Here is a 20,148-nt window from a genome sequence, read left to right as displayed (position 1 = left end):
CCACCGGGCTTTTTCTTAGCTTCCCAACACCTTCATCGCTTCCCGCGTCACGTTGTCCATCTCGTCCAGCAGCTCCAGAAACTCCGGCTCAAGATCGGATTCTGGCGTACCCGCGCGGAGCTGCTGTTCAAGCAGCTGGCAGAGATTTTTCAACCGCGGCACGCCGCTGTAGCCGCAGCTACCGTGCAGTTTATGGATGGCCTCCAGCAGCCCATCAGGGTTTTCGCCCACCAGCTGTTCTTCAACCTTGTTACGGATCTCAGGCAGGAAGTCCACCAGCATTTGCAGCATATCGCGGGCCAGATCGGCTTTGCCTGCTGCCTGGCGCAGCGCCAGTTGCCAGTCAAACGTGGCATTCTGGTTAACGCTGATTTCCGGCGATTCAGCTGAAATGGTGTACGTCCCGCCAATGTGCCCCGGTTTGTAGCGCAGCAGCAGGCTGTGCAGCTTCTCTTCATCGATCGGTTTCGCCAGATAATCGTTCATGCCCGCACCCAGCAGTTTCTCTTTTTGTCCCGCCATCGCGTGCGCCGTCACGGCAATCACCGGCGTCTGCTGCTGGTGCGGAAGCTGACGAATTAATTCGCAGGCGCGGATGCCATCCATGCCCGGCATCTGAATATCCATCAGGATCAGGTCAAACTGCATCTGTTTGGCTTGTTCTACGGCTTCGGCGCCGCTGGTACACAGTTCAACGTGCTGAACCTGATCCTCAAGCAGCACGCCAATCAGCTTAAGGTTTGCCGGGTTATCATCCACGGCCATCACCGTCATCGGCAGCTTATGTTCGTCGTTTTCCAGCGGCAGGGACTGATGCGTCAGACGGCAATATTCGGTCAACGCAGGTAACAGCCGTGTGGCGGTGAGGGGTTTCAGCAGACATGCCGCCGCCCCGTCGTTTTTAAGCTCTTCGGCGTTGATTTGGGCGTGGCACGGCAGAGCCAGCAGCAGGTAGTCCGTCATTGAGGCCGCCTTCGCCAGCCGTTCCTGCTGCATGGTCAGTTCTCCGGTAAACGTCACCGGAATCCCCAGCAAAAGAATATCGTAATGATCGTTCGCCAGCGCGGAGAAGGTCGGGCTGTAGACCACCTCCAGCGGCGTGCTGCTTAATACATCCAGCGTACACTGCGCCGCGGCGGCGTTCGGTTCCACATAGGCCAGACGCATCCCTTTCAGGCAGTCGGTGACCGGACCGTCGGTTTGCACGTTCGGATTAAGATCAAGATTGATATGGAACCAGAAGGTCGAGCCCCGGTTAGGCTGGCTGTGGAAGGAGATATCGCCTCCCATCTCTTTCACCAGCTTTTGGGTGATCACCAGACCCAGGCCCGTTCCGCCGTGACGACGGGAAATGCTCGCATCGGCCTGGCGGAACGCCTGGAACAGACGCGACTGATCGCGCTCCGGAATGCCGATGCCGGTATCCCGGATCTGAACTTCAATCTGGACCTTATTATTACTGAGCGCCCTTTTTTCGACCAGAATGTCGATGTTGCCGCTCTCGGTGAACTTAATCGCGTTGCCCACCAGATTGGTGATGACCTGTTGCAGGCGCAGCGGGTCGCCAATGACGTTATCCGGTACGTCATTTTTGATATTGAGCGTCAGTTCCAGCCCCTTATCATGCGAGGAGTGGGCGAGAAGCGTGACCACGTCATCCAGTGTGCTGCGCAGCGGGAAGGGGATACTCTCCAGAATCAGCTTGCCCGCTTCCAGCTTCGAGAAGTCCAGTACGTCGTTAATAATGGTCAGCAGGTTGTTGGCTGAGCGTTCAATGGTATGCAGGTGGTCACGCTGGGTCGGGTTGAGCTCGCTTTTGAGCGTCAGACGGGTGAAGCCAATCACCCCGTTCAGCGGCGTGCGCAGCTCATGTGACATGTTTGCCAGGAACTCAGACTTAATACGGGCCGCCTCCTGAGCGCGTTTTTTCGCCAGATCCAGCTCCACGTTCTGGATCTCCATCTGCTCCAGCGTTTCGCGCAGGTCAGAGGTGGCCTGGTCAACGTTGTGCTGCATCTCTTCGTGATAAGCCGCCAGCGACATCGCCATTGAGTTGATGCCGTTTTTCAGCATATCCAGCTCGCCGAGCATGAAGCCTTCCACGCGGCTGTCCAGCTGACCCCGGCGGATCCGGTCAACGGTATTCACCATGTTACGGATAGGCCCCGTGACGTCGCGCATCAGCCGCCAGCCGAAGATCAACGCGATGCCGATACAGAACAGCATCATCACGCCGGAGATGAATATTTCTTTGTACTGCTGGAGCCGCACCGACTTGAGATCCAGCTCCAGCGCCACATATCCCAGCATATTATTGCTGGACTTCGCATCGGACTGGGCGGATTCGTCGGGTGAATAGCTTTCTGAGATAATCGGCGTGCGCAGGATCATGATATCGCCGCGCCGCAGGACCGTGAGATGACGCGGGAAAGGGGTACCTTCCGGGATTTTCAGCGACGTGGGATCCAGATGGAAATTCGAGGTGACGAAAAGACGGTTATGCTCATCGTAAACGGAAATGGCGCGCACAATCTCTGAATGACGGCGGTGCAGCACGCTGATTAACTGACCAATGGATTCACGGTTTTGCAGGTTCATACCGTACTCGCTGGAGACGGCCAGCGGTTCGATAATGCTGGCCCCGGCATCTTCAAGCTGTCTCTGCAAATCGTTATAGCGATGCACCACAAAGAAAATGCTCAGCAGCAAACCGATGAGAACGGTAGGAGCGAGGATCAAAATCATCATGCGCGCGCGCAGGCTGTAGTTGGTCATGGAGTTCCGTTATGGGACAATCAGGCTAATTATGTTTATTTGAGAACAATCTCGGCGATGGCGCAATTCTACTCTGCAAAACGACGCGTGACGACGCGTCAGATCATAACTGTTGAAGCCTCTGACCTCGATCCTTTTGGACAGGGGGTAGCGCGTCACAAGGGTAAGACACTGTTTATCACAGGTTTGCTGCCAGGAGAACGCGCAGATATTACGCTGACGGAAGACAAACGCCAGTATGCGCGCGGCCAGGTCAAGCGCCGTCTTAATGATAGCCCGGAGCGCGTGACGCCTCGCTGCCCCCATTTTGGCGTTTGCGGAGGCTGTCAGCAACAGCATGCCAGCACAGAATTACAGCAAAAAAGTAAAAGCAACGCGCTGGCCCGCCTGCTAAAACATGACGTCAGTGACATTGTTGCTGACCAGCCGTGGGGCTACCGTCGCCGCGCTCGCCTGAGTCTAAGCTACCAGCCAAAAACTGAACGGCTGGAGATGGGTTTTCGCAAAGCCAGCTCCAGCGATATCGTCTCCATCACGCAATGCCCTGTTTTGGTGCCCCAACTTGAGGCACTGCTCCCGGCCGTGCACCACTGTCTTGCATCGCTGGATGGTGTGCGTTCGCTGGGCCATGTCGAACTGGTGCTGGCCAACGGCGGCCCGCTGATGGTGCTGCGCCACACCGCACCGCTGTCCAGGGCAGATCGCGAAAAACTGGAACGCTTTTCGCATTCTCATGAGCTTGCGCTTTTCCTCGCGCCGCAAAGCGAGATACTTGAGCAGGTTAGCGGAGACGCGCCCTGGTATGCGTCAGACGGGCTACGCTTAACGTTCAGCCCGCGGGATTTTATCCAGGTCAATGACGGCGTGAACCAGCAGATGGTGGCGAACGCGCTGGCGTGGCTTGACGTCCAGCCCACCGATCGGGTGCTCGATCTGTTCTGCGGTATGGGTAACTTTACCCTGCCGCTGGCCCGCAAAGCAGCAAGCGTGGTCGGGGTGGAAGGCGTTGAGGCGCTGGTGGCGAAAGGCCAGGAGAACGCCCAACAGAACGGCTTGCAAAATGTGACATTCTTTCATCAAAATCTTGAGGATGATGTTACTCAGCAACCGTGGGCTAAGCAGGGCTTTGATAAGATCCTGCTCGATCCGGCGCGCGCAGGTGCGCCGGGCGTGATGCAGCATATAATTAAACTCGCGCCTGAACGCGTGGTCTATGTTTCCTGTAACCCGGCGACGCTGGCCCGTGACAGCGAAGCATTATTGAGCGGGGGTTACCAGATTCGGCGTCTGGCAATGCTGGACATGTTCCCGCACACTGGACATCTGGAATCAATGGTGTTGTTCGAGCACATCTAATGAGTTTGGCTTGTCGACTTCGACAGGCCCTTGTCCCTAAAGGAGAGGACGATGGTTGCGGTAAGAAGTGCACATTTAAATAAAGCTGGTGAGTTTGACCCTCAAAAATGGATCGCAAGTCTGGGGATTTCCAGCCAGCAGTCGTGTGAACGCTTAACCGAAACCTGGGCCTATTGTTTACGCACAACGCAGGGGCATCCGGACGCTGAACTGCTGTTGTGGCGCGGCGTGGAGATGGTTGAAATTCTCTCCATGCTTAACATGGATATCGAAACGCTACAGGCCGCACTGCTGTTCCCACTGGCAGATGCTAACGTGGTGACGGAAGACGTGCTGCGTGAAAGCGTCGGCCAGTCCGTCGTGGCGCTCATCCACGGCGTGCGTGATATGGCCGCCATCCGTCAACTGAAAGCCGCGCAAACGGATTCTGTCTCTTCCGAGCAGGTGGATAACGTCCGCCGCATGCTGCTGGCGATGGTGGATGATTTTCGCTGCGTGGTGATCAAGCTGGCCGAACGGGTTGCCCATCTGCGCGAAGTGAAGGATGCGCCGGAAGACGAGCGCGTCCTGGCCGCCAAAGAGTGTACGAATATCTATGCGCCGCTGGCGAACCGTCTGGGTATCGGGCAACTGAAGTGGGAGCTGGAAGATTACTGCTTCCGCTATCTGCATCCGGCGGAATACAAACGCATTGCAAAATTGCTGCACGAACGCCGCATCGACCGCGAGCACTATATCGAGGAATTTGTCAGCGGGCTGCGCCAGTCGATGAAAGAGGAGAATGTGCGCGCCGAGGTCTACGGGCGTCCGAAGCACATCTACAGCATCTGGCGCAAAATGCAGAAGAAACACCTCGCCTTTGACGAGCTGTTTGACGTGCGCGCCGTGCGTATCGTGGCGGAGCGTCTCCAGGACTGCTACGCCGCGCTGGGGATAGTACATACTCACTTCCGCCATCTGCCGGATGAGTTCGATGACTACGTCGCGAACCCCAAACCGAATGGCTATCAGTCCATCCACACTGTGGTGCTCGGCCCCGGCGGCAAAACTGTGGAAATTCAGATCCGTACTAAACAGATGCACGAAGACGCCGAGCTGGGCGTCGCCGCGCACTGGAAGTACAAAGAAGGCACTTCCGGCGGCGCGCGCTCCGGTCACGAGGACCGTATCGCCTGGCTGCGTAAGCTGATTGCGTGGCAGGAGGAGATGGCCGACTCCGGCGAAATGCTCGACGAAGTGCGCAGTCAGGTCTTCGACGATCGCGTCTACGTCTTTACCCCGAAAGGGGATGTGGTTGATCTGCCGGCAGGCTCTACGCCGCTCGATTTCGCCTACCACATTCACAGCGACGTGGGGCACCGTTGCATCGGGGCGAAGATCGGCGGACGTATCGTACCGTTTACCTACCAGCTACAGATGGGTGACCAGATTGAAATCATCACCCAGAAGCAGCCAAACCCAAGCCGCGACTGGCTGAATCCAAACCTCGGTTACGTGACCACCAGCCGCGGGCGCTCTAAAATTCACGCCTGGTTCCGCAAGCAGGATCGTGACAAGAATATCCTTGCCGGTCGTCAGATCCTTGACGACGAGCTGGAGCATATCGGGATAAACCTGAAAGAGGCGGAGAAGTTCCTGCTGCCGCGCTACAACTTCAACGAGCTCGACGAACTGTTAGCGGCGATTGGCGGCGGCGATATCCGCCTGAACCAGATGGTGAACTTCCTGCAAGCGCAGTTCAACAAGCCAAGCGCGGCAGAGCAGGATGCGGCAGCGCTGAAACAGCTCCAGCAGAAAACCTACGCTCCGCAGCAGCGCAGCAAGGACAATGGCCGCGTGGTGGTTGAAGGGGTGGGTAACCTCATGCACCATATTGCCCGCTGCTGCCAGCCGATACCGGGTGACGATATTGTCGGCTTTATCACCCAGGGGCGCGGGATCTCAATTCACCGCTCCGACTGTGATCAGCTTGCTGAGCTGCAATCGCATGCGCCGGAACGTATCGTGGAAGCCGTCTGGGGTGAAAGCTACTCCGCTGGCTACTCGCTGGTGGTGCGCGTCACTGCCAACGACCGCAGTGGCCTGCTGCGCGACATCACCACGATTCTCGCCAACGAGAAGGTCAACGTGCTGGGCGTTGCCAGCCGCAGCGATACCCGCGAGCAGCTTGCCACCATCGATATGACCATCGAAATCTATAACCTGCAGGTGCTGGGCCGGGTGCTCGGTAAACTGAACCAGGTGCCGGATGTGATTGACGCGCGTCGTCTGCACGGCGGCTAAACATCCTCTTCTGTAGGCCGGGTAAGGCAACGCTGCCACCCGGCATTTTGACATCAGGACAGAACTATGACTCAAATCGACCGCCTGCTTGGCATCATGAAACGCCTGCGCGACCCGGAAAACGGCTGCCCGTGGGATAAAGAGCAGACTTTCGCCACCATTGCGCCTTACACGCTGGAAGAAACCTACGAAGTGCTGGACGCGATTTCGCGCGAAGATTTCGACGACCTGCGCGGTGAGCTGGGCGACCTGCTGTTCCAGGTGGTGTTCTACGCACAGATGGCGCAGGAAGAGGGGCGCTTTAACTTTGACGACATCTGCGCCGCTATCAGCGACAAGCTGGAGCGCCGTCATCCGCATATCTTTGGCGATGCCTCCGCAGGCAACAGTGCGGAAGTGCTGGCGCGCTGGGAGCAGATCAAAAGCGCCGAACGCGCTGAAAAATCCCAGCACTCGGCGCTGGACGACATTCCCCTGAACCTTCCTGCGCTGATGCGCGCGCACAAAATTCAAAAGCGCTGCTCGGCGGTAGGGTTTGACTGGACCTCTCTCGGCCCGGTGCTGGAAAAAGTGCACGAAGAGATCGACGAAGTGATGCATGAAGCGCAGCAGGCCGTTGTGGATGAAGCAAAGCTGGAAGAGGAGATGGGCGATCTGCTGTTCGCGACCGTCAACCTTTCTCGCCACCTCGGTGTAAAAGCGGAAACCGCCCTGCAAAAAGAGAACATTAAATTCGAACGTCGCTTCCGCGAAGTTGAGCGGATTGTGGCCTCGCGCGGCCTGGAAATGAGCGGCATTGACCTCGAGGCGATGGAAGAAGTCTGGCAGGAAGTAAAACGCCAGGAACATGATCTCTAACGAAATTTTGCGATCAAGCGCAATTTGTGTGATTTTTTAAATGACAAGCGCTTGATTTGCGTCAAAAACATTTACCCAAAAGGGGCTATTTTCTCACTCCTTATGTTTGTCATGGCCTGGGAAGGAGACGGAGAATGAAAGTTTGTGGCGCTCGTCGTGTTCGGGTATACTACTTTCCCGTCCTGGTTATTCCATCGTTTCACCCTAACTTCTCAGGTTCAGCATGACAACGAACTATATTTTTGTGACCGGCGGGGTCGTATCCTCTCTGGGTAAAGGCATTGCCGCAGCCTCCCTCGCAGCCATTCTTGAAGCCCGTGGCCTCAATGTGACCATGATGAAACTGGATCCGTACATCAACGTCGATCCAGGCACCATGAGCCCAACCCAACACGGGGAAGTGTTCGTTACTGAAGACGGCGCTGAAACCGATCTGGATCTTGGCCACTACGAGCGTTTCATCCGTACCAAAATGACCCGTCGTAACAACTTTACGACTGGCCGTATCTACTCTGACGTTCTGCGTAAAGAGCGCCGTGGTGACTACCTGGGCGCGACCGTGCAGGTCATCCCACACATCACTAACGCCATCAAAGAGCGTGTCCTTGCCGGTGGCGAAGGGCATGACGTTGTGCTGGTTGAAATCGGCGGTACCGTAGGGGATATCGAATCCCTGCCGTTCCTCGAAGCGATTCGTCAGCTGGCGGTAGATATTGGTCGTGAGAACGCGCTGTTCATGCACCTGACGCTGGTGCCTTACATGGCGGCAGCAGGTGAAGTGAAAACCAAACCGACTCAGCACTCTGTTAAAGAGCTGCTCTCCATCGGTATTCAGCCTGATATCCTGGTTTGCCGTTCCGATCGCGCGATTCCGGCGAACGAACGCGCGAAAATTGCATTGTTCTGTAACGTGCCTGAAAAAGCCGTTATTTCAATGAAAGACGTCGATTCCATTTATAAAATCCCGGGCCTGTTGAAATCACAGGGTCTGGACGATTATATTTGTAAACGATTCAGCTTGAACTGTCCGGAAGCTAACCTGTCTGAATGGGAGCAGGTGATTTACGAAGAAGCCAATCCGGGCGGCGAAGTGACTATCGGTATGGTCGGCAAGTATATTGAACTGCCGGATGCCTATAAGTCAGTTATCGAGGCGCTGAAGCACGGTGGTCTGAAGAATCGCGTCTCCGTCAACATCAAGCTGATTGATTCGCAGGATGTTGAAACGCGCGGCGTTGAAATTCTCAAAGATCTGGATGCGATTCTCATCCCTGGCGGCTTCGGCTACCGTGGTGTTGAAGGCAAGATCGCCACTGCACGCTATGCGCGTGAAAACAATATTCCATACCTCGGCATCTGCCTGGGTATGCAGGTTGCGCTGATTGAATTTGCGCGCAACGTAGCGGGAATGGAAAACGCGAACTCTACGGAATTTGTGCCAGACTGTAAGTACCCTGTCGTGGCGCTGATTACGGAATGGCGCGACGAAGACGGTAACGTCGAAGTCCGTACCGAGAAGAGCGATCTGGGTGGCACCATGCGTCTTGGCGCACAGGCCTGCCAGCTGTCAGACGATAGCGTGGTTCGCAAGCTGTACGGCGAGCCGGTGATTACCGAGCGCCATCGTCACCGCTATGAAGTCAACAACATGTTGTTGAAACAAATTGAAGCTGCAGGTCTGCGTGTTGCAGGCCGTTCTGGGGATGATCAGTTAGTCGAGATCATCGAAGTGCCAAACCATCCGTGGTTCGTGGCCTGCCAATTCCACCCGGAATTTACTTCAACGCCGCGTGACGGGCATCCGCTGTTTGCAGGCTTCGTGAAAGCCGCCAGCGAGTACCAGAAGCGTCAGGCGAAGTAAAAAAAGTTAGAACGGCAACGCGTACCCCTGGTACGCGTTGTTTGTCTGGAGTTTTAGTTTAACTTGTACTGAGGAAAATCTAATGTCCAAAATCGTTAAAGTCATCGGTCGTGAAATCATCGACTCCCGTGGTAACCCGACCGTTGAAGCCGAAGTTCATCTGGAAGGTGGTTTCGTCGGTATGGCTGCTGCTCCATCAGGCGCATCTACAGGTTCCCGCGAAGCGCTGGAACTGCGTGATGGCGACAAATCCCGTTTCATGGGCAAAGGCGTACTGAAAGCGGTTGGCGCTGTTAACGGTCCTATTGCTCAGGCTATCGTTGGCAAAGATGCCAAAGATCAGGCTGGCATCGACAAGATCATGATCGATCTGGACGGTACTGAAAACAAATCTAACTTCGGTGCGAACGCAATCCTGGCAGTTTCCCTGGCGAACGCCAAAGCAGCAGCTGCTGCTAAAGGTATGCCACTGTTCGAGCACATCGCTGAACTGAACGGCACCCCAGGCAAATACTCCATGCCTGTACCAATGATGAACATCATCAACGGTGGTGAGCACGCAGACAACAACGTTGATATTCAGGAATTCATGATTCAGCCTGTTGGCGCGAAATCCCTGAAAGAAGCGGTGCGTATGGGTTCTGAAGTGTTCCACAACCTGGCTAAAGTTCTGAAAGCTAAAGGTATGAACACTGCTGTTGGTGACGAAGGTGGCTACGCGCCAAACCTGGGTTCTAACGCAGAAGCGCTGGCTGTTATCGCTGAAGCGGTTAAAGCAGCAGGCTACGAGCTGGGCAAAGACATCACCCTGGCGATGGACTGTGCAGCATCTGAATTCTACAAAGACGGTAAATACGTTCTGGCTGGCGAAGGCAACAAAGCATTCACCTCCGAAGAGTTCACCCACTTCCTGGAAGACCTGACCAAACAGTACCCAATCGTTTCTATCGAAGACGGTCTGGACGAGTCTGACTGGGATGGTTTCGCATACCAGACCAAAGTACTGGGCGACAAAATCCAGCTGGTTGGTGACGATCTGTTCGTAACCAACACCAAGATCCTGAAAGAAGGCATCGAGAAAGGCATCGTTAACTCCATCCTGATCAAATTCAACCAGATCGGTTCTCTGACCGAAACGCTGGCTGCGATCAAAATGGCGAAAGACGCTGGCTACACCGCTGTTATCTCTCACCGTTCTGGCGAAACTGAAGACGCTACCATCGCTGACCTGGCTGTGGGTACCGCTGCTGGCCAGATCAAAACCGGTTCTATGAGCCGTTCTGACCGTGTTGCTAAATACAACCAGCTGATTCGTATCGAAGAAGCGCTGGGCGAAAAAGCACCTTACAACGGTCGTAAAGAGATCAAAGGCCAGGCATAAGCCTGAACTTTCGTTCTTATGAAAAAACCCGCTTCGGCGGGTTTTTTGTTTTCTATAGCAGAAGCGGCAGCGTGGCGCTGGCCGTTTGCTGGCTTACGTCACCGTAATGGCTGTCTACTGCAATAAGGGAAGTGGTAAGCAGTTCAACCAGCAGCATCACGCCAACCTTGGCATTGAGCGCACCCGCGCTCAGCGGTCCCTCGGGCTTGGCTGCAACCAGCTGTAAATCGCTCAGGGAGGCCAGCGGGCTGCGGGGTGTATTGCTGAGCGCCAGTACCTTAACGCCACGCTTGCGGGCGAGTTTCACCACGTGAAGCAGATCCCGTGTAGAGCCAGAACTTGAGATGGCCACCACCAGCGTCTCTTTTGAGAGCGTCGTCGCATTCATGGCGGCGCGATGCATATCGCTAAACAGCTGTGCAGGTTTGCCGAGTCGCAGCAGCTTGTAATGCAAATACTCCCCCAGAATCGCGCTGGCCGCCACCCCGTAAATTTGCACTGATTGCGCCTGATGCAGGGCCAGTGTCGCCTGTTCAAGCTGGGCCCGGTCGAGGAGTTTTGCGGTATCTTGCAGCGCCTGGACAGACTCATCCACCACGTTATCTATCGCATCTCCTGCCTGACGCTCTGGCAAACCCTGCTGAATATCCAGCGCAAGCGCCATTTTAAATTCGTTATATCCCTTACAGCCCAGCGTGCGGCAAAGGCGTGTGACGCTGGCCTCGCTGGTGCCGCTTTCACGCGCCAGCTCGGTGATCGTTAGGTAGAGCACCCTGGCAGGATCGTTGAGAACAAACTCCCCCAGTTTTTGTTGCGTTGGGCTGTACCCGGAAGCCTCCTGGCGTAGCTTCAGCAGCAGGTTTTCATGGTCCGACATGCTAGATCCTTAATGCGTTTCTCTGCCAACTAGTGTGGCGGAAAGCGGGGGAGAGATGCCAGTCATTTCGAAAAAGTATGATCGGCGTCCTGGTTTTTGGTGGTAATTTTCACAATTAAAATTGTATATGGTAAAAATTTTCATCGACAACCAGGGGGATAATAAAATGATGCAAATGTTCAGCGGAGCGTCTTCCGGCGGATGGTTTGAAAAAGCGCAGCGCTTTGGCAAATCCTTTATGTTACCTATCGCCATACTGCCCGCAGCAGGTCTGTTGTTGGGGATCGGCGGGGCGCTATCGAATCCGAATACGCTTACCGCGTATCCATTTTTAGACGTTGGCTGGCTACAGGCCATCTTTACCATCATGAGCAGTGCAGGCTCGATTGTGTTCGCAAACCTGTCGGTACTGTTTGCTGTTGGGGTCGCCGTTGGGCTGGCAAAAAATGATAAAGGTACGGCAGGGCTGGCGGCATTACTCGCTTATCTGGTGATGAATGCCACTATCAATGCGCTGCTGATCCTGACCGGAAAACTGGCGCATGAGAACCCGGGCGCCGTAGGGCAGGGCATGACGCTGGGTATTCAGACGCTTGAAACGGGCGTGTTTGGTGGGGTCGTTATTGGGCTTGTGACCTGCGCACTGCATCATCGGTTTAATAAAATCGCGCTTCCGCAATTCCTGGGCTTTTTTGGCGGCTCGCGCTTCGTTCCCATTATCAGCTCGCTGGCGGCGATACTTGTCGGCGCGCTGATGACCGTGGTCTGGCCGCATTTTCAGAAGCTGATCTTTGGCCTTGGCGGTCTGGTGGATGCCACCGGCTATCTGGGGACATTGCTGTACGGCTTCATCCTGCGCATGCTTGGCCCGTTTGGCCTGCACCACATCTTTTATCTGCCGTTCTGGACCACCGCGCTTGGCGGCAGTGAAATTGTTAACGGTCACCTGGTTGAGGGCACGCAGCGGATCTTCTTTGCTCAGCTCGCGGACCCGAACACCCAGCACTTCTATGAGGGCACGTCGCGCTTCATGTCCGGGCGCTTTATTACGATGATGTTTGGCCTGCTGGGCGCCTGCCTGGCGATGTACCACACGGCTAAACCCGAGAACAAGAAGCGCGTAGCCGGGCTGCTGCTGTCAGCGGCGTTAACCTCTTTCCTGACGGGCATTACCGAGCCCATCGAGTTCTCATTCCTGTTTATTGCGCCGGTGCTGTACGTCATTCATGCGCTGTTTGACGGGCTGGCGTTTATGCTCGCGCACATGCTGCATATCACCATCGGGCAAACTTTCTCCGGCGGGTTTATTGATTTCGTGCTGTTCGGCATTTTGCAGGGTGAAGCGAAAACTAACTGGATGTTCGTCCCGCTGGTAGGCGTACCGTGGTTCTTCCTTTACTACTGTACTTTCCGCTATCTGATTAAACGTTTTGATTTTGCCACGCCGGGCCGTGAAAAGGAGGCGTTGGCTGACGAGGCTACCATGCCGCAAAGCGAGCGTGCCGCGGCGGTGATCGCCGGATTGGGTGGAAGAGACAATCTGGATGACGTTGACTGCTGCGCCACGCGTCTTCGCGTCACGGTGAAAGACGGTAGCAAAGTTAATGAAGCAGCACTGAAAGCGACCGGCGCGCGCGGCGTTATCGTCCGCGGCAACGGTGTCCAGGTCATCTATGGCCCGCACGTCACCCTTATCAAAAACGAAGTGGAAGAGATCTTATCGTAATGAAAACTGTACTGGATAACCTGAAAGGAAAACTGGTCGTCTCCTGCCAGGCGCTGGAAAATGAACCGCTGCACAGCCCGTTTATTATGTCGCGAATGGCGCTGGCGGCAGCCCAGGGCGGTGCCGCTGCGATCCGCGCCAATAGCGTGGTGGATATCAAGGCTATCAAAGGGCTGGTCTCACTGCCGGTCATCGGCATCATCAAACGGGACTATCCGGATAGCGAGGTGTTTATCACCGCGACGCTCAAAGAAGTGGATGAGCTGATGGCGGTCGCCCCGGACATCGTTGCGCTGGATGCGACCGCCCGGAAACGGCCCGGTGGCGTATCGCTGGGCATGCTGATCGCGCAGATCCGCACCCGTTACCCTTCGCTGCTGCTGATGGCGGATATTGCCACCGTGCAGGAGGCCGTGACCGCGCAGGCGCTGGGGTTTGATTGTGTCGGAACCACCCTTTACGGTTATACGGCAGAGACCGCGGGCCATTCGCTACCGGAAAATGACTGCGCGTTTTTGAAAGAGGTGCTGTCTGCCGTCACGATCCCCGTGATTGCCGAAGGTAACGTGGATACCCCCGATCGCGCGGCCAGGTGTCTGGAGTTGGGTGCGCATACGGTTGTCGTCGGCGGGGCGATCACCCGACCGCAGCAAATTACGGAACGGTTTATGGCGGCAATTGGCGCGCAAAGCACCGATGGAGCATGATCATCTGACGGGGATCTGCGATACTTATCGTTTATTCCCTTAACAGAGTTGACTATGCAGTACCCGATTAACGAGATGTTCCAGACCCTGCAAGGCGAGGGTTACTTTACCGGCGTTCCCGCTATCTTTATTCGTTTACAGGGATGCCCGGTTGGCTGCGCCTGGTGTGATACCAAACATACGTGGGATAAGCTCGCAGATCGGGAAGTGTCGCTGTTCAGCATTCTGGCGAAAACCAAAGAGAGCGATAAATGGGGCGCGGGCAGCGCGGAAGATCTGCTTGCCATTATTGGTCGTCAGGGCTGGACGGCGCGGCATGTGGTGATCACCGGCGGGGAACCCTGCATTCACGATTTGATGCCCCTCACCGAACTGCTCGAGAAGAACGGCTATAGCTGTCAGATCGAAACCAGCGGTACCCATGAAGTGCGCTGCTCCCATTCAACGTGGGTAACGGTTTCACCGAAAGTGAATATGCGCGGCGGTTATGACGTACTGTCGCAGGCGCTTGAGCGTGCGGATGAGATCAAACATCCGGTGGGGCGCGTGCGTGACATCGAAGCGCTGGACGAACTGCTGGCGACGCTGACGGACGAAAAGCAGCGCGTGATCGCGCTACAGCCTATCAGCCAGAAAGACGATGCAACCCGTCTGTGCATTGAAACCTGTATCGCCCGCAACTGGCGCCTGTCGATGCAGACGCACAAATATCTGAACATTGCCTGATACTTGTGTGGCCCCGCTTAACGCGGGGCTTTTGTTGTTGGCAGTAAAGCCCAGGTCACGACTGCCGACCCAAGGCAAATCGCACTGTTGAACAGCAAGGCATACTGCGCGGCACTGGCCGTTCCCATCGGCAGCCATAGGGCGTATAGCGATGCGGTGACCGCGATCCCCATTGCGCCGCCCAGGGAACTGCCCATCTTATAGATCCCTGAAGCCACCCCCACTTTGTTTTCAGGGGCATTCATTACCGCCGTGTCCGTTGAGGGCGTGGCGTAACATCCGAGCCCCAGCCCGAATAAAATATTGCTCAGAAAGACGGTGACAATGTAGACCTCTTTGCTTAAGAAGGTGCATGAAATCAGCGTAATACCTGTTGCGGTCAGCAGCGGGCCGGTCATCATCGGCAGCCTGGCGCCATAGCGCTGAAGCAGTTTTTCACCCACCCGGATCATCGCCAGTACGGTAACCAGATACCCCAGCGTCATCATACCGGTCTGTAGCGGTGACAGATGATGGCCTTGCTGCAACCAGATGCTGGCGATCATCATGGTGCCAATGCAGCCGTTGAGCAGGAAATTTGAGAATACCGAGGCGCTATAGGCACGGTTTTTAAACAGGGCGAAATCGATCAATGCCGCATCGCCCTTCCGCCGCCCGGTAACGACAAAGCACATCAGTGCAATCACGGCTCCACACAGTACAAGAAGCGATAAACTGCTGCTCCAGCCCCAGCTGTGTCCTTTGCTGATAAACAGATTGAACAGCACCAGCATAAGGACAAAACTCACCAGGCCGCTGATATCCAGCTTGTGTCGACACGCATCAGGGCTGCGGCTTTCCGGCGTGGCGCGGATAAGCAATAGCGCGACCAGAGCCACCACTATCGACAAAATAAAAATCCAGCGCCAGCCCAGCGTGGTGGCGATGGCGCCTCCCACAAACGAGCTCAGGCCACTCCCGCCCCATGAACCAATAACCCAGAAGCTGATTGCGCGCTGGCGTGCTTTCCCTTCATACCAGGTCTTAATCAGCGCCAGCGTGGCGGGCATGATGCAGGCCGCGGATAGCCCCTGTATCGCTCTTCCCAACAGAAACAGGACGGGCTCCCATGAAATGAACAGCAGACCGCTTCCGATCATGCTCAAAATCAGGCCTGTCATGGTCAGGCGCATGCGCCCAAACTTATCGGCAAACCCACCGCAGGCTACGACAAAACAGCCGCTAAACAACGCGCTCAGGCTGACGGCCAGCGTAAGGGTTTCGAGGGCAATGTCGAGGCTATTCTGCATGGCCGGAACCACGTTGATAACCGACTGGGCAAACAGCCAGAAGGTCAGAACGCTCATGACGATACCCGCCAGCAGCCGATCGTTACCGGCGTAGGCGGATGCGTCTGTCAGGGAAACGGTACTCATAATGCAGCCCTCCCGGGAAGGTGCGAATCAGCGCAGATAGTGTTCGGTCAGTGCGGCCCACAGCGCCGCGCCGGTGAGGAGAATAGTGTCGTTAAAGTCGTAGCCCGGGTTATGCACCATGCAGCGGTCAGGCTCATCGCCAGCGCCAAGGGTGAAATAACAGCCATTGGGATTTTTCTCGAGCATGAACGCAAAGTCCTCGCTGCCCATAAACGCATTCACCTCCGCGACGGAATCCTGACCGAACAGATCGGTGGCGACGTTGCGCACCATCTCATTGGCTTGCGGATTGTTTTTCAGTACCGGGCTGCCATTAATGTGTCGAATGGTAGCCGTGGCATTGAAACTTTCCGCCTGCGCAACGGCGATATCATGGATGCGCTGTAGCACGGTTTGCCGCACGCTTTCATCCAGCGTGCGCACGGTAAGTTTCATCAATACTTTGTCGTTGATGATGTTGGGGGCATGTCCGGCCTGAATGCTGCCTACGGTAACGACGGCAGGCTGAAAAGGGGTGATATTGCGCGAAACAATGGACTGCAAAGCGATAGTGATATGACAGGCAACCAGGGTGGCATCTACGGTATGTTCTGGCACCGCACCGTGACCCCCCACGCCGTTAACCTCAATATGAAGCGTGTCAGAAGAGGCCATCATGGCGCCATCGCGCAGACCAATTTTTCCGACGGGCTGTGACGGCATATTGTGCAGACCAAAAATGTGGTCGCAGGGGAACAGGTCAAACAAACCGTCCTCTACCATAACGCGTCCGCCATACAGAAGTTCTTCCGCAGGCTGAAAAATAAGGTGCAGCGTGCCGTTAAAATTGCGGGTGCGTGCCAGGTACTCCGCTGCATACAGGAGCGTTGTGGTGTGGCCGTCATGACCGCAGCCGTGGAATTTACCCTCAACGGTACTGCTCCAGGCCTTGCCGCTGTTTTCCTGCATAGGCAGCGCATCCATGTCGGCGCGCAGACCCAGGCGTTTAGGCCCGTTACCCACCTTCAGCGTGCCGACCACACCGGTTTTCGCCAGGCCGCGATGAACCTCATATCCCCATTCCTCAAGCAACGCCGCAACGCGATCGCTCGTATTGTGCTCCTCAAAACCAATTTCAGGATGCTGATGAAAATAGCGACGTAATTCAGTGAACTGGGCCTCTTTGCCGCGCAGAGCTTCGATAATTGGATGTGTCATTTTTGTTATCCTTTTTATGCCAAACGGTGATAATTTCGAGTCTATGACGATCGCACTGCCAGAAAATGCATTTTTTTGTTGTAAAGCGACGGTTTTGTTTTGATTGTTTTTCATACAATTCCGTTATGACAAAAAAGAGCCGGTCATTATTTGTCTTTGATGAGGGGAAAGATGAATCAGCGGGGAGATGAATTTTGGGTGGAGATCCAGGACATTCGCCACTGCGTGGAGGATGAAGGCGATACGCTAACGTTGCTCTGGGTGCTGGAAGGGCGGGCTGAGCTGAATACCGATGTGGGACGTGACATCCTGGAGGCCAATACCCTTGCCATCATCAACCGTCATCGGTGCTGGCAGTTCACGAGCGAAACGGCAAATATCACCCTGCGCGTGTCCCTTTCCGGGCGCTGGGTGGTCCAGCTCTGCAATGATTTTTTTGTCCATGATTACGCTATACCGGCAGAAGCCGGAGGCGTCTGGCCCCAATGCGATGCGCTTCGCGATCTGCTGCGCCAGCTTCTTGTGGTCACCCTCATCAACGACCCACACCGCTACCGGCTGGAGGCGTACCGCTGGCTGAGCGAGATATTGCTGTTGCTGACCAGCCGCTTTCAGCAGCCCGCCCGGTTTTTGTCCCGTGAACTTTCCCCAGCGCACAGCAAACGCATTGCCCGGGTGATAGAGCGGATCAATGCCAGTTATTCTCGCCGTATTACGCTTGCGGAAATCGCCGCGAGTGAATATGTCTCTGAAGCCTGGCTCTCTCGTCTCTTTAGAAAGGAGGTGGGGATCAGTTTCATGCAGTACATCACCACCCTGCGGCTGGAAAAGGCGGCTGACGCGCTCCGTCTGACGAACCGACCGCTGCATCAGATTGCGCTTGAGCAGGGTTTCGCCAGCACGCGTATGATGACCGATCGGTTTCGGCGTGTTCACAATATGTCCCCGGGTGAGTTTCGTAAGTCCCGACGCCAGCACCCGGAGGCCACACGTGTTCGTACGGACAGGTGTGAGCAGCGCTATCCGGTGGCCATGGATAAGCTGTTTAGCCTGCTCAATGAACCGGTGGCGCGCGGCTGGGGAGCCTCCCCGCTTATCGATCGACCGCAGCAGGAGCAGACACTGGATCTTGAGCAGCTTAATCCTCTCTCCACCTCGCTGCGTCGTATGCGGGTGGTCATTACCCTGCGTGAGCTCGACGATTTACTGCGTGAGGACGTTCGTCAGAATCTTGAAGCGATAAATGAGGCCATTCCCATAGAGGGAATTGATATCGCCGAACCTTTTCTCAGCAGCCGTCTGTTTGCCACCGGGTGGGATGACCCCCAGATGGCGGGCTACGCCTGCTGGTACAATCTGCATCAGCTCTTCACCTGGCTGGCAAAAAAGCAATGGACGGTGCTGCTGCACACCGGCGTAACGACCCGTCGCGATCTACTTGCCCGTTTTTTACAACGGTCGGTCAATCATTTTTCGCCCGAGATCACCGCGGGCTGGCACTTTGTCATGCACTGGTCAACACAGGCGAGTGAGGAGACCCGGGAGCAGGTCTGGCTGGCGCAGCAAAACGTCATACGCAACTATCTGCCACAGGCAAAGTTTGGTTTATGGCATCGATTTTCACCCGACAGCGCGGGCGTGAGCGACAATACCCTGTTCAGCTCAGCCATCCTGATGCAGGCCGATTTTCTTGCCTGTTCAGCCGATGCCAATGAACTTCTCGATCCTGCGCAGCGGGAGCCAGCCCAACTCTCTTCTACAGAAAATTATCCGGTACAGAAGATCCGCCAGATTATCGCCGCCCTTCGTCTGCGCAAATGTTCGCTTCCCGTCTGGCTTCTCTCCTGGAATACCCTCACCGGGAACACGCGGGCGACAAACGGCTGGTTTTTTCGTGGGGCGCTGCTGATGCAGAGCCTGCTCGGGCTATCGGAACAGGTCTGGCTAGGGGGATTCTGGCTCAATTCGGGCCTTCAGGGTGAAGCCCGTGCGAACAACACCATCGATACGTCAAGCCTTGCGCTACAGTACAACCATGGTCTTCCACGGCCGGTTTATTGGGTACTCTGGCTCTGGCAACGCCTGCGGGGCGAGGTGCTGGTAAACGACGGGCGTGTTCTGCTCACGCGCCATCACAATGGTTACCAGTTGCTGCTGCGTAATGTGGTGGTTTTTAATCCGCTCCTTTCCAGTGAAGAAGCATTCATCCAGCGTTTTCGCCAGCAGTATCATTTACACCTGAAGGGAATGCGCGGTATTTGGCGAATTAAACGCCATCTTTTCGATCAGCATAACGGCGCGCTCTATCCGTTGCTTGAAGGGGTAGGCAGCGAAAGCGGCCCTGACGAAGAGATGTGGCGCTGGATAGCGCACAAAGCGCGTCCAACGCTTTCCCTATACGATGAACGCATTGATGACGGCTGGCAACTGACAGAATCACTGGAGAGTAATGCGCTGGTGCTCTATGAGTTTACGCCGCTCGTGCCTCTTGAGGCCGAAACGGAGGAGATTCACTCCCCGCGGTAGACGCAGCCTGCCGTGCAGGTCTCTTTGATCATCACCGCGCTCAGCAGCGGCACAAGCGGTTTCATCTGATCCCAAATCCATTTCGCCAGCACTTCGCTGGTCGGGTTTTCAAGGCCCGGAATATCATTCAGATAGTAGTGATCGAGACGATCGTAGGTCGGCTTAAACGCGGCCTTCAGTTCGGCAAAGTCCATGATCCAGCCCGTATGGGGATCGACTTCACCGGTGATTTCAAGACGCACCATAAACGAGTGTCCATGCAGGCGGCCACATTTGTGCCCGGCAGGAACGTGTGGAAGGTGGTGTGCGGCTTCGAAGGTGAAATCTTTAAACAGTGTGGTGGACATCATAGCTCTCAGGAATGCGGAAAAAACCGCCGCATAGTACCGGAAAGCACAATTTTTATCATTAACTAAAACGGCTCTGAACGGTCACCGCCTCGTATTCATGGTGTATATCG

Annotated in this window: 14 protein-coding genes; 9 read left to right on the top strand and 5 right to left on the bottom strand. The window is 55.5% G+C overall.

Features of this window, described 5'->3' with window-relative positions:
• Window positions 1–15: 15 nt before the first annotated feature.
• Window positions 16–2,775: a two-component sensor histidine kinase BarA gene (gene barA, locus ACQG03_RS16890; protein WP_032626010.1), complete on the bottom strand. Its 2,760-nt coding sequence runs from the start codon at window positions 2,773–2,775 to the stop codon at window positions 16–18.
• 57 nt (window positions 2,776–2,832) lie between these two features.
• Between barA and rlmD the strand changes: the two genes are divergently transcribed.
• The 5 genes from rlmD to eno all read left to right on the top strand — a co-directional run bounded on the left by rlmD (window position 2,833) and on the right by eno (window position 10,514).
• Window positions 2,833–4,131, top strand: coding sequence for a 23S rRNA (uracil(1939)-C(5))-methyltransferase RlmD (gene rlmD / locus ACQG03_RS16885; protein ID WP_022649205.1), 1,299 nt, complete (start codon window positions 2,833–2,835; stop codon window positions 4,129–4,131).
• Between the two features lie 51 nt (window positions 4,132–4,182).
• Window positions 4,183–6,414, top strand: coding sequence for a GTP diphosphokinase (gene relA / locus ACQG03_RS16880; RefSeq protein ID WP_022649204.1), 2,232 nt, complete (start codon window positions 4,183–4,185; stop codon window positions 6,412–6,414).
• Between the two features lie 66 nt (window positions 6,415–6,480).
• Window positions 6,481–7,272, top strand: coding sequence for a nucleoside triphosphate pyrophosphohydrolase (gene mazG, locus ACQG03_RS16875; protein ID WP_063163540.1), 792 nt, complete (start codon window positions 6,481–6,483; stop codon window positions 7,270–7,272).
• A 223-nt stretch (window positions 7,273–7,495) separates the two neighbouring features.
• A complete protein-coding gene (gene pyrG, locus ACQG03_RS16870) occupies window positions 7,496–9,133 on the top strand; it encodes a glutamine hydrolyzing CTP synthase (RefSeq protein ID WP_022649202.1) in 1,638 nt (545 codons plus the stop codon).
• Between the two features lie 82 nt (window positions 9,134–9,215).
• Window positions 9,216–10,514 carry a phosphopyruvate hydratase gene (gene eno, locus ACQG03_RS16865; protein ID WP_022649201.1) on the top strand — a complete coding sequence of 433 codons (1,299 nt, stop codon included), beginning with the start codon at window positions 9,216–9,218 and terminating at the stop codon, window positions 10,512–10,514.
• A 52-nt stretch (window positions 10,515–10,566) separates the two neighbouring features.
• On the opposite strand, the gene ACQG03_RS16860 is transcribed toward eno, so the two are convergent.
• A complete protein-coding gene (locus ACQG03_RS16860; protein WP_015571725.1) occupies window positions 10,567–11,391 on the bottom strand; it encodes a MurR/RpiR family transcriptional regulator in 825 nt (274 codons plus the stop codon).
• 166 nt (window positions 11,392–11,557) lie between these two features.
• Here ACQG03_RS16860 and ACQG03_RS16855 point away from each other — a divergent pair, with 166 nt between their 5' ends.
• From ACQG03_RS16855 to queE, 3 genes are read left to right on the top strand one after another with little or no spacing between them, the layout of a single operon-like run.
• Entirely contained in the window at window positions 11,558–13,117 is a 1,560-nt protein-coding gene (locus ACQG03_RS16855; protein ID WP_063163567.1) for a maltose/glucose-specific PTS transporter subunit IIC, read from the top strand.
• The gene (locus ACQG03_RS16850; RefSeq protein ID WP_063163539.1) at window positions 13,117–13,824 is read left to right on the top strand and encodes an N-acetylmannosamine-6-phosphate 2-epimerase; all 708 of its coding nucleotides are present in this window, start codon (window positions 13,117–13,119) and stop codon (window positions 13,822–13,824) included. The genes ACQG03_RS16855 and ACQG03_RS16850 overlap by 1 nt, the downstream gene beginning before the upstream one ends.
• A 54-nt stretch (window positions 13,825–13,878) precedes the next feature.
• Window positions 13,879–14,550 (top strand): 7-carboxy-7-deazaguanine synthase QueE, encoded by a 672-nt coding sequence (gene queE / locus ACQG03_RS16845; RefSeq protein WP_006811780.1) that lies wholly within the window; start codon window positions 13,879–13,881, stop codon window positions 14,548–14,550.
• 17 nt (window positions 14,551–14,567) lie between these two features.
• Here the strand turns inward: queE and ACQG03_RS16840 are convergent, their stop codons facing one another.
• Together ACQG03_RS16840 and ACQG03_RS16835 are read right to left on the bottom strand one after the other, a co-directional pair.
• Entirely contained in the window at window positions 14,568–15,965 is a 1,398-nt protein-coding gene (locus ACQG03_RS16840; protein WP_032626005.1) for an MFS transporter, read from the bottom strand.
• A gap of 27 nt (window positions 15,966–15,992) precedes the next feature.
• Window positions 15,993–17,162 carry a M20 aminoacylase family protein gene (locus ACQG03_RS16835; RefSeq protein ID WP_023306836.1) on the bottom strand — a complete coding sequence of 390 codons (1,170 nt, stop codon included), beginning with the start codon at window positions 17,160–17,162 and terminating at the stop codon, window positions 15,993–15,995.
• A 171-nt stretch (window positions 17,163–17,333) separates the two neighbouring features.
• Between ACQG03_RS16835 and ACQG03_RS16830 the strand changes: the two genes are divergently transcribed.
• A complete protein-coding gene (locus ACQG03_RS16830; RefSeq protein ID WP_063163538.1) occupies window positions 17,334–19,688 on the top strand; it encodes a helix-turn-helix domain-containing protein in 2,355 nt (784 codons plus the stop codon).
• On the opposite strand, the gene queD is transcribed toward ACQG03_RS16830, so the two are convergent.
• Window positions 19,673–20,038 carry a 6-carboxytetrahydropterin synthase QueD gene (gene queD, locus ACQG03_RS16825; RefSeq protein ID WP_006811776.1) on the bottom strand — a complete coding sequence of 122 codons (366 nt, stop codon included), beginning with the start codon at window positions 20,036–20,038 and terminating at the stop codon, window positions 19,673–19,675. The two genes, ACQG03_RS16830 and queD, sit on opposite strands and share 16 nt — an antisense overlap.
• Window positions 20,039–20,148: the final 110 nt, after the last annotated feature.

This window comes from Enterobacter cloacae complex sp. 342H5 (genome assembly GCF_050030905.1).
GTDB classification, from domain to species: domain Bacteria; phylum Pseudomonadota; class Gammaproteobacteria; order Enterobacterales; family Enterobacteriaceae; genus Enterobacter; species Enterobacter intestinihominis.
The sequence above is the reverse complement of the archived record's forward strand: the minus strand, read 5'-3'. Positions and strand labels throughout refer to the sequence as shown.

Coding starts and splice junctions, on each gene's coding strand:
- queE (WP_006811780.1), top strand. CDS start 13,879: ATGCAGTACCCGATTAACGAGATGTTCCAGACCCTGCAAGGCGAGGGT.
- ACQG03_RS16860 (WP_015571725.1), bottom strand. CDS start 11,391: ATGTCGGACCATGAAAACCTGCTGCTGAAGCTACGCCAGGAGGCTTCC.
- eno (WP_022649201.1), top strand. CDS start 9,216: ATGTCCAAAATCGTTAAAGTCATCGGTCGTGAAATCATCGACTCCCGT.
- ACQG03_RS16830 (WP_063163538.1), top strand. CDS start 17,334: ATGAATCAGCGGGGAGATGAATTTTGGGTGGAGATCCAGGACATTCGC.
- mazG (WP_063163540.1), top strand. CDS start 6,481: ATGACTCAAATCGACCGCCTGCTTGGCATCATGAAACGCCTGCGCGAC.
- pyrG (WP_022649202.1), top strand. CDS start 7,496: ATGACAACGAACTATATTTTTGTGACCGGCGGGGTCGTATCCTCTCTG.
- relA (WP_022649204.1), top strand. CDS start 4,183: ATGGTTGCGGTAAGAAGTGCACATTTAAATAAAGCTGGTGAGTTTGAC.
- ACQG03_RS16850 (WP_063163539.1), top strand. CDS start 13,117: ATGAAAACTGTACTGGATAACCTGAAAGGAAAACTGGTCGTCTCCTGC.
- queD (WP_006811776.1), bottom strand. CDS start 20,038: ATGATGTCCACCACACTGTTTAAAGATTTCACCTTCGAAGCCGCACAC.
- ACQG03_RS16855 (WP_063163567.1), top strand. CDS start 11,558: ATGATGCAAATGTTCAGCGGAGCGTCTTCCGGCGGATGGTTTGAAAAA.
- ACQG03_RS16835 (WP_023306836.1), bottom strand. CDS start 17,162: ATGACACATCCAATTATCGAAGCTCTGCGCGGCAAAGAGGCCCAGTTC.
- rlmD (WP_022649205.1), top strand. CDS start 2,833: ATGGCGCAATTCTACTCTGCAAAACGACGCGTGACGACGCGTCAGATC.
- ACQG03_RS16840 (WP_032626005.1), bottom strand. CDS start 15,965: ATGAGTACCGTTTCCCTGACAGACGCATCCGCCTACGCCGGTAACGAT.
- barA (WP_032626010.1), bottom strand. CDS start 2,775: ATGACCAACTACAGCCTGCGCGCGCGCATGATGATTTTGATCCTCGCT.